Here is a 2,204-nt window from a genome sequence, read left to right as displayed (position 1 = left end):
AGGACCTGCGCCGCTTCCAGGTCGAGCAGCGCGAGGCCGGCGTGCCGGTGCCGACCCTCAACGCCATCGTCTCGGCATTGCGCTTCTTCTTCACCCACACCCTCGACCGGCCCGACCTCGCGCGCCAGCTCGTCCGGCTCGCCTATCCGCGCACGCTGCCGGTGGTGCTCAGCCGCGACGAGGTCACCCGGCTGCTCGACGCCACCACCTGCCTCAAGCATCAGGCTGCTCTGTCGGTGGCCTATGGCGCCGGCCTGCGCGTGGCCGAGGTCGCAGCGCTCAAAGTCATCGACATCGACAGCGCGCGCATGCTCATCCGGGTCGAGCGCGGCAAGGGCGGACGATACCGCAACGCGCTGCTCCCGGCGGACCTGCTCACCCTGCTGCGCCAGTGGTGGAAGGTCGGACGCCAGCAGGGCGTCATGCAGCGTGACGGCTGGCTGTTCCCGGGCCAGCATCCGATGAAGCCGATCAGCACCCGCCACCTCCACCGCATCGTGGTCGAGGCGGCCCGGGCGGCCGATATCGCCAAGCGGGTCGGCCCGCACACCCTGCGCCACAGCTTCGCCACCCACCTCTTGGAGGACGGCATCGACATCCGGGTGATCCAGGTCTTGCTCGGGCACGCCAAGCTGGAGAACACGGCGTTCTACACCAAGGTCGCCACCCGCACGGTACGCACCGTGACCAGTCCGCTGGACAAGCTGGGTCTGTTCAAGACGGGAGAGATCGCGCCCGGCTGAGACGGTGCGCGCCGCGATCGAGGTCGCCGACGTCTTCCGCGCTGCTGGGCCGGCCTACCGGGCGGCCCAGGCCGGCCACCTGAGCCTGCGGCAGCTCAAGGTCATGGCGGCGATCGAGCACTGCCGCACCGCCGCGCTCGGCGGCCACGTCGAGGGCTGCGGCGACTGCGGCCACCGGCGGATCGCCTACAACTCCTGCCGCAACCGGCACTGCCCCAAATGCCAAGGGGCGGCGGCCCGCACATGGCTGGCCGAGCGCGAGGCCGACCTGCTGCCGGTGGGCTACTTCCACGTCGTGTTCACCCTGCCGACGCAGGTCGCCGACATCGCCCTCCAGAACAAGGCCGCCGTCTACGACCTGCTGTTCCGCGCGGCGTCGGAGACGATGCTGACCATCGCTGCCGATCCCAGGCACCTCGGCGCCCGCATCGGCCTGACCGCCGTGCTGCACACCTGGGGCTCGGCGCTGACGCATCATCCCCACGTCCACATGATCGTGCCCGGCGGCGGCCTCTCGCCTGATGGTGCACGGTGGGTGTCGTCGCGGCCGGCCTTCCTCCTGCCGGTGCGGGTGCTGGGCAAGCTGTTCCGCCGCCTGTTCCTGGTCGGGCTGAGCGCGCTGCACGCGGCCGGACGGCTCGTCTTCTTTGGCGGCCTAGCGCCCCTGGCCGAGCGCCGCGCCTTCCTGCGCCATCTGTCCCCGGCCCGGACGAAGCGCTGGGTCGTCTACGCCAAAGCCCCGTTCGCCGGTCCCGCGGCGGTGCTGGCCTACCTGTCGCGCTACACCCACCGTGTGGCGATCTCGAACAGCCGGCTGATGAGCTTCGATGAGGCCGGCGTCACCTTCCGCATCAAGGACTACCGTCGCGACGGGCCTGAGCGCTACGGCACCCTGACGCTGGGCCCGCACGAGTTTATCCGGCGCTTCCTGCTGCACGTCCTACCCAAGGGCTTCCACCGCATCCGCCACTACGGTCTGCTCGCCAGCGCCGGCCGCCGGGCCAACCTCACCCGTATCCGAGCGCTGCTCGCCGTCCCGCCGCCGGTCATCCCGCCCGAGCCCACGGCGCCGCCCGACTGGCGCTCACCCTGCCGGTGCTGCGGCGGCCGCATGACGGTCGTCGAGACCTTCGGCCGCTTCCTGCAACCGCGCGGTCCGCCGACCGCGTCCGCCCTGACCGGGATGAGAGCACCGTGACCCGGCACGTCGTCAGCCACCATCATGCCGCCGGCCTTCGAGCCGCGGCCGGAGGAGCGTTGCGCCCCGACCGCCTCGACCCGCACTTCCGGCCGCCCGATCCAGACCGAGACCCGCCGGCCATCGCTCCGACCACCCCGTGCTGGCCGTCGGCCTGTCCCGGCGGATCACCCCGCCATCTCCGCCGAGCCCCTCGCCGGCCATCGCGCTCGCCCGCGCCATCAGGCCGGATCGCTCAATCCCCATAGCCGACTGCCTCGGTC

2 protein-coding genes are annotated in these 2,204 nt (G+C 71.8%); both read left to right on the top strand.

The window, feature by feature from the left end:
- On the top strand, nt 1–743 hold a 743-nt coding region (locus ME121_RS32640), incomplete at its 5' end, for a tyrosine-type recombinase/integrase (RefSeq protein WP_059410328.1).
- Between the two features lie 4 nt (nt 744–747).
- On the top strand, nt 748–1,941 hold the full coding sequence (locus ME121_RS32635; RefSeq protein WP_043388075.1) for an IS91 family transposase: 1,194 nt from the start codon (nt 748–750) through the stop codon (nt 1,939–1,941).
- The last annotated feature ends 263 nt before the right edge of the window (nt 1,942–2,204 follow it).

It is taken from the genome of Methylobacterium sp. ME121 (assembly GCF_000974725.1).
In the GTDB taxonomy this organism is placed as follows: domain Bacteria; phylum Pseudomonadota; class Alphaproteobacteria; order Rhizobiales; family Beijerinckiaceae; genus Methylobacterium; species Methylobacterium radiotolerans.
The sequence above is the reverse complement of the archived record's forward strand: the minus strand, read 5'-3'. Positions and strand labels throughout refer to the sequence as shown.